Annotated in this window: 9 protein-coding genes; 6 read left to right on the top strand and 3 right to left on the bottom strand. The window is 51.9% G+C overall.

All coding sequences use genetic code 11. The features are described 5' to 3' along the window. The 6 genes from QZF50_RS21970 to ypfH form a co-directional block, all read left to right on the top strand. A partial coding sequence (locus QZF50_RS21970; protein ID WP_285236748.1) for a phosphoribosylaminoimidazolesuccinocarboxamide synthase occupies nucleotides 1–169 on the top strand: 169 nt, incomplete at its 5' end. A 154-nt stretch (nucleotides 170–323) separates the two neighbouring features. Then, nucleotides 324–551 (top strand): toxin-antitoxin system antitoxin VapB, encoded by a 228-nt coding sequence (gene vapB / locus QZF50_RS21965; protein ID WP_000450524.1) that lies wholly within the window; start codon nucleotides 324–326, stop codon nucleotides 549–551. Continuing rightward, complete coding sequence (locus QZF50_RS21960; RefSeq protein WP_000911330.1) at nucleotides 551–949, top strand: type II toxin-antitoxin system VapC family toxin; 399 nt, start codon at nucleotides 551–553, stop codon at nucleotides 947–949. Before vapB ends, QZF50_RS21960 begins: the two co-directional genes overlap by 1 nt. Before the next feature lie 146 nt (nucleotides 950–1095). After that, nucleotides 1096–1959 carry a neutral zinc metallopeptidase gene (locus QZF50_RS21955; RefSeq protein WP_001267498.1) on the top strand — a complete coding sequence of 288 codons (864 nt, stop codon included), beginning with the start codon at nucleotides 1096–1098 and terminating at the stop codon, nucleotides 1957–1959. A 14-nt stretch (nucleotides 1960–1973) separates the two neighbouring features. After that, nucleotides 1974–3989 (top strand): tRNA cytosine(34) acetyltransferase TmcA, encoded by a 2016-nt coding sequence (gene tmcA, locus QZF50_RS21950; protein WP_000829294.1) that lies wholly within the window; start codon nucleotides 1974–1976, stop codon nucleotides 3987–3989. Nucleotides 3990–4062: 73 nt separating this feature from the next. Further along, complete coding sequence (gene ypfH / locus QZF50_RS21945) at nucleotides 4063–4761, top strand: esterase (protein ID WP_000679823.1); 699 nt, start codon at nucleotides 4063–4065, stop codon at nucleotides 4759–4761. A gap of 109 nt (nucleotides 4762–4870) precedes the next feature. On the opposite strand, the gene QZF50_RS21940 is transcribed toward ypfH, so the two are convergent. The 3 genes from QZF50_RS21940 to QZF50_RS21930 are packed head-to-tail and all read right to left on the bottom strand — an operon-like array spanning nucleotide 4871 to nucleotide 6586. Continuing rightward, entirely contained in the window at nucleotides 4871–5071 is a 201-nt protein-coding gene (locus QZF50_RS21940; protein ID WP_000383836.1) for a YpfN family protein, read from the bottom strand. A 27-nt stretch (nucleotides 5072–5098) separates the two neighbouring features. Next, nucleotides 5099–6226 carry a succinyl-diaminopimelate desuccinylase gene (gene dapE / locus QZF50_RS21935; RefSeq protein ID WP_001277801.1) on the bottom strand — a complete coding sequence of 376 codons (1128 nt, stop codon included), beginning with the start codon at nucleotides 6224–6226 and terminating at the stop codon, nucleotides 5099–5101. 3 nt (nucleotides 6227–6229) lie between these two features. After that, nucleotides 6230–6586 (bottom strand): ArsC family reductase, encoded by a 357-nt coding sequence (locus QZF50_RS21930; protein ID WP_000258247.1) that lies wholly within the window; start codon nucleotides 6584–6586, stop codon nucleotides 6230–6232. Nucleotides 6587–6706 lie beyond the last annotated feature (120 nt).

Here is a 6706-nt window from a genome sequence, read left to right as displayed (position 1 = left end):
GTACAAAGGTGAAGTGGTACTGGGCGATGAGTTCTCCCCGGACGGCAGCCGCCTGTGGGACAAAGAAACACTGGAGAAAATGGACAAAGACCGTTTCCGCCAGAGCCTCGGTGGCCTGATCGAAGCCTATGAAGCCGTCGCCCGCCGCCTGGGTGTACAGCTGGACTGATTTTTCTGGTTGCTTGTTTCTTTAGCCGGAGGGTACTCCGGCTAAATGTCTTTGATACCCCCGCTACAATACTTCTCATTATCTCCCTTTGACAGGAAAGTCATACCAGGCCAATATGTATATACATAACGTATATCCCAAAAAGGGGGGGGCTATGGAAACTACTGTATTTTTAAGTAATCGCAGTCAGGCCGTCAGATTACCGAAAGCGGTCGCTCTGCCAGAAGACGTTAAGAAAGTAGAAATTATTGCGATTGGTCGTACAAGAATCATCACTCCCGCCGGTGAGTCCTGGGACAGTTGGTTTGATGGCGAAAATGTGAGTGCGGATTTTATGGATATCCGTGATCAACCCGCAATGCAGGAAAGGGAATCATTTTGATGCTGAAATTCATGCTGGATACCAATATCTGTATTTTCACTATTAAGAATAAACCAGTACATGTCAGAGAGCGGTTTAACCTGAATTCTGGCCGGATGTGTATAAGTTCTGTAACATTGATGGAGCTTATCTATGGGGCAGAAAAAAGTCAGATGCCAGAACGCAATTTGGCGGTTATTGAAGGTTTCGTATCTCGTTTGGTAGTGCTTGATTATGATAGTGCTGCTGCGACGCATACCGGGCAAATCAGGGCCGAGCTTGCCCGGCAGGGAAGGCCTGTTGGACCTTTTGACCAGATGATAGCGGGACATGCTCGCAGTCGCGGTTTGATTGTGGTTACCAACAATACCCGAGAGTTTGAGCGAGTGGCGGGAATCAGACTAGAAGACTGGAGCTAACATTCTCTTTTACTTCTAACATTCGTAAATTATATAACGTGGCATGAAGCCTTAATTCCTCCGCCATTTCATCCCGCTTTCCTGTGGTAATCTTCCTCTGAACCACCTACGATCATTTCTATAATGAATATATTGTTGAGGTATCTATGCGTTGGCAAGGGCGACGTGAAAGTGACAATGTTGAAGACAGGCGCAATAGCTCCGGCGGTCCGTCAATGGGCGGTCCCGGTTTCCGTCTGCCGAGCGGTAAAGGCGGGCTGATTTTACTGATAGTCGTGCTGGTTGCAGGCTACTATGGCGTTGATTTAACCGGGTTGATGACCGGGCAGCCGGTTTCTCAACAGCAATCAACGCGGTCAATTAGCCCAAATGAAGACGAAGCCGCAAAATTCACCTCGGTGATTCTGGCAACCACGGAAGACACCTGGGGACAACAGTTCGAGAAGATGGGTAAGACCTATCAGCAACCGAAGCTGGTCATGTACCGTGGAATGACGCGTACCGGATGCGGGGCGGGCCAGTCCATAATGGGGCCGTTCTATTGCCCGGCGGATGGCACGGTTTATATCGATCTCTCCTTCTATGATGACATGAAAGACAAACTTGGCGCGGATGGCGATTTTGCCCAGGGGTACGTTATCGCCCATGAAGTCGGTCATCATGTGCAGAAACTGTTAGGCATCGAGCCGAAAGTTCGTCAACTGCAACAAAACGCGACGCAGGCGGAAGTGAACCGCTTATCTGTGCGTATGGAACTCCAGGCCGACTGTTTTGCCGGTGTCTGGGGGCATAGTATGCAGCAGCAAGGCGTTCTGGAAACCGGCGATCTGGAAGAGGCGCTGAACGCGGCGCAGGCCATCGGCGATGACCGTTTACAACAGCAAAGTCAGGGGCGAGTAGTACCAGACAGTTTCACTCATGGCACTTCTCAGCAACGCTACAGCTGGTTTAAACGTGGTTTCGACAGCGGCGATCCGGCACAATGCAATACTTTTGGTAAAAGCATTTAACTTCCGGGGCAGGGATGGCTGAACTGACTGCGTTTCACACATTAACAGCGCAAATGAAACGTGAAGGGATCCGCCGCTTGCTGGTGTTGAGCGGGGAAGAGGGTTGGTGTTTTGATCATGCGCTTAAGTTGCGTGATGCCTTACCTGGCGACTGGCTGTGGATTTCGCCGCAGCCAGATGCTGAAAACCACTGTTCTCCCTCGGCACTACAAACTTTACTTGGGCGCGAGTTCCGGCATGCGGTATTCGACGCCCGCCACGGCTTTGATGCCGCTGCCTTTGCGGCACTTAGCGGAACGTTGAAAGCGGGAAGCTGGCTGGTTTTGTTACTCCCTGTATGGGAAGAGTGGGAAAACCAACCTGATACCGACTCGCTGCGCTGGAGTGATTGCCCTGACCCTATTGCGACGCCGCATTTTGTCCAGCATTTCAAACGTGTACTTACGGCGGATAACGACGCTATTCTCTGGCGGCAAAACCAGCCGTTCTCGTTGGCGCATTTTACTCCCCGTACTGACTGGCACACCGCGACCGGCGCACCACAACCAGAACAACAGCAACTCTTACAGCAGCTACTGACCATGCCGTCGGGCGTGGCAGCGGTAACGGCTGCGCGTGGGCGCGGTAAATCGGCGCTGGCAGGGCAACTCATTTCTCGTATTGCGGGTAGTGCGATTGTCACTGCGCCCGCAAAAGCGGCAACGGATGTACTGGCACAATTTGCGGGCGAGAAGTTTCGCTTTATTGCGCCGGATGCCTTGTTAGCCAGCGATGAGCAAGCCGACTGGCTGGTGGTCGATGAAGCCGCAGCCATACCTGCGCCGTTGTTGCATCAACTGGTATCGCGTTTTCCTCGAACGTTGTTAACCACTACGGTGCAGGGCTACGAAGGCACCGGACGTGGTTTTTTGCTGAAATTTTGCGCTCGCTTTCCGCATTTACACCGTTTTGAACTGCAACAGCCGATCCGCTGGGCACAGGGATGCCCGCTGGAAAAAATGGTCAGCGAGGCACTGGTTTTTGACGATGAAAACTTCACCCATACACCACAAGGCAATATCGTCATTTCCGCATTTGAACAAACGTTATGGCGAAGCGATCCAGAAACGCCGTTAAAGGTTTATCAGTTATTGTCTGGTGCGCACTACCGGACCTCGCCGCTGGATTTACGCCGGATGATGGATGCACCAGGGCAACATTTTTTACAGGCGGCTGGCGAAAACGAGATTGCCGGGGCGTTGTGGCTGGTGGATGAGGGCGGATTATCTCAACAACTCAGTCAGGCGGTATGGGCAGGTTTTCGTCGCCCGCGGGGTAATCTGGTGGCCCAGTCGCTGGCGGCGCACGGTAGCAATCCACTGGCAGCGACATTGCGTGGACGGCGGGTCAGCCGGATAGCAGTTCATCCGGCGCGTCAGCGGGAAGGCACAGGGCAGCAACTTATTGCTGGTGCTTTGCAATATACGCGTGACCTCGACTATCTTTCGGTGAGTTTTGGTTACACCGGGGAGTTATGGCGTTTCTGGCACCGCTGCGGTTTTGTGCTGGTGCGGATGGGTAATCATCGTGAAGCCAGCAGCGGTTGCTATACGGCGATGGCGCTGTTACCGATGAGTAATGCGGGTAAACAACTGGCTGAACGTGAGCATTACCGTTTACGTCGCGATGCGCAAGCTCTCGCAAAGTGGAATGGCGAAACGCTTCCTGTTGATCCACTAAACGATGCCGTCCTTTCTGACGACGACTGGCTTGAACTGGCCGGTTTTGCTTTCGCTCATCGTCCGCTATTAACATCGTTAGGTTGCTTATTGCGTCTGCTACAAACCAGTGAACTGGCATTACCGGCGCTGCGTGGGCGTTTACAGAAAAACGTCAGCGACGCGCAGTTATGTACCACACTTAAACTTTCAGGCCGCAAGATGTTACTGGTCCGTCAGCGGGAAGAGGCCGCGCAGGCGCTGTTCGCACTTAATGATGTTCGCACTGAGCGTCTGCGCGATCGCATAACGCAATGGCAATTTTTTCACTGACTCCTTCAATTTTCTCCCATGGTCATTGTGAGTCAGCGGCGTAAAATTAATGACATCAGTTAAGGAGTTCGCCATGAAACATGACCATTTTGTTGTTCAAAGCCCGGATAAACCTGCGCAACAGTTGTTACTGCTTTTCCACGGTGTCGGGGATAACCCGGTGGCAATGGGGGAAATAGGTAGCTGGTTTGCACCGCTGTTTCCTGATGCGCTGGTGGTGAGTGTCGGTGGCGCGGAGCCGAGCGGTAATCCGGCGGGGCGTCAGTGGTTTTCGGTGCAGGGTATTACGGAAGATAATCGCCAGGCGCGTGTGGATGCGATCATGCCGACGTTTATTGAAACGGTGCGCTACTGGCAGAAACAGAGCGGAGTAGGGGCTAACGCCACGGCGCTCATCGGTTTCTCTCAAGGCGCGATTATGGTGCTGGAGAGCATTAAAGCCGAACCGGGCCTTGCTTCACGCGTCATTGCTTTTAACGGACGCTATGCGAGCCTGCCGGAAACTGCGTCTACAGCCACGACAATTCACCTGATTCATGGCGGTGAAGATCCGGTTATCGATCTGGCGCATGCGGTTGCGGCGCAGGAAGCGTTAATCAGTGCCGGTGGTGACGTGACGCTGGATATCGTGGAGGATTTAGGCCATGCGATCGACAATCGCAGTATGCAATTTGCCCTGGATCACTTGCGTTATACCATTCCGAAACATTATTTCGACGAAGCGCTAAGTGGCGGTAAGCCTGGCGATGATGATGTGATTGAAATGATGTAAAAGACAGATTACCTGGCCTGATAAGACGCGTGAGCGTCGCATCAGGCATCGTTCACCATTGCCGGATGCGGCGTTAACGCCTTATCCGGCCTACGGTTGAGCACTCAGCTTACTTCTTCGGTTGATCCTTTTTCGGCCAGTCGTCGTCATCGTCCCACTTATCGTTGAAATCACGATGCGGGGGAAGCTCCGGCTTGTTGGCGAGAAATTTCTTATGGTCGACGCGCTTGAGATCTTTAATCACGTTCAGCAGGACGCCTACCAAAAAGACAATCACCAGAATCCACCAATATTTAGCCAGCCAGTCCATGCTTATTTCCTCTTGCAGAACCACTCATCAGGCGACGAGCTGTTCCATGATACGTTGATACATACGGGCAAGTAGCTGCAGGTCGGCAGCGTTCACACATTCATTAATTTTATGAATAGTGGCATTGACCGGCCCGAGTTCCACCACCTGCGCCCCCATGCGAGCAATAAAGCGCCCGTCGGACGTTCCGCCTGTGGTCAGTAGCTGCGGTTTAATTTCATTATAGTGCTCAACCGCGTTAACGACCGCATCCACCAGTTTACCGCGCGCGGTCAAAAATGGCTGCCCGGAAAGCCACCAGTCCACCGTATAACGCAGTTGATGTTTTTCAAGCAGGGCAAGCACCTGTGCTTTGATCATCTCATCAGTCAGTTCGGTGCTGAAGCGGAAGTTAAACTGCACAAACAGTTCACCCGGAATAACATTGTTACTGCCCGTTCCCGCCTGAATATTAGCAATCTGCATACTGGTCGCCGGGAAAAATTCATTGCCCTGATCCCACTCAATAGCCACTAATTCATTAAGGAAAGGTGCTGCGCGATGTACTGGATTGTCAGCCAGATGCGGGTAGGCCACATGCCCCTGAACGCCATGAATGGTAAGGTTGCAGGTTAACGATCCGCGACGACCATTTTTCACCACATCACCAACCACTTCGATACTCGACGGTTCGCCGACCAGGCAGTAATCGAGACGCTCATTACGTGCCATCAACGCTTCGACGACTTTTACCGTACCGTTGTGGGCACTGGCTTCTTCATCAGAGGTGATCAGAAATGCCAGTCGCCCCGTATGGTTGGGATGTTGTGCGACAAAGCGTTCTGCCGCTACCACCATCGCCGCCAGCGAGCCTTTCATATCTGCCGCACCGCGTCCGAATAACATGCCATCACGAATGGTGGGTTCAAACGGCGGATTGATCCAACGATCGGCGTCGCCAGGCGGCACCACGTCGGTATGCCCGGCAAAGGCCAACGTTTCACCTTGCCCACGCCATGCCCAAAAATTCTGCGTATCGGCAAAATCCATGCGTTCAACGGTAAAACCGATCGCCTGCAAACGTTCAATCAACAAAGCCTGGCATCCTGCGTCATCAGGACTCAGGGAAGGGCGGCGAATAAGCTGTTGTGTCAGCTCAATAACCGGGCACGACATAGACTACACCTCATGGAAAAATTGCTGATAACTGGAATCACTGAAACCCAGCAGCATAGGCTTACCAGGCGCGCAGAGCAATGGACGTTTGATAATTGCAGGCATTTCAGTCATTAATGCCGCCGCAGAGGCCGCATCGGTGATTTTATTGCGGGTGGTTTCGTCCAGTTTACGCCAGGTTGTACCACGGGTGTTCAGTAACGCTTCCCAGCCTAATTCGTTGATAAAACCGTTCAATAATTCGCTGTCCAGCCCATCGACGCGGTAATCATGAAAACGATAGTCGATGTTATTGGCTTCCAGCCAACGGCGAGCCTTTTTAATGGTGTCACAATTTTTGATGCCGTAAAGTGTAACCATAATGAATCCTTTTTCGATCTATGAGAATAAATACTCATTTAAGGGTGAAAACATTTTGCCTGCAAATGATTATCAGGAAATATAACATTATCGAAGTATTCAAATTAACAACTATTAAAT

The organism is uncultured Escherichia sp., assembly GCF_948475835.1.
In the GTDB taxonomy this organism is placed as follows: domain Bacteria; phylum Pseudomonadota; class Gammaproteobacteria; order Enterobacterales; family Enterobacteriaceae; genus ECMA0423.
Note: the sequence above shows the minus strand (reverse complement) of the source record. Positions and strands in the feature narration are given on the sequence as shown.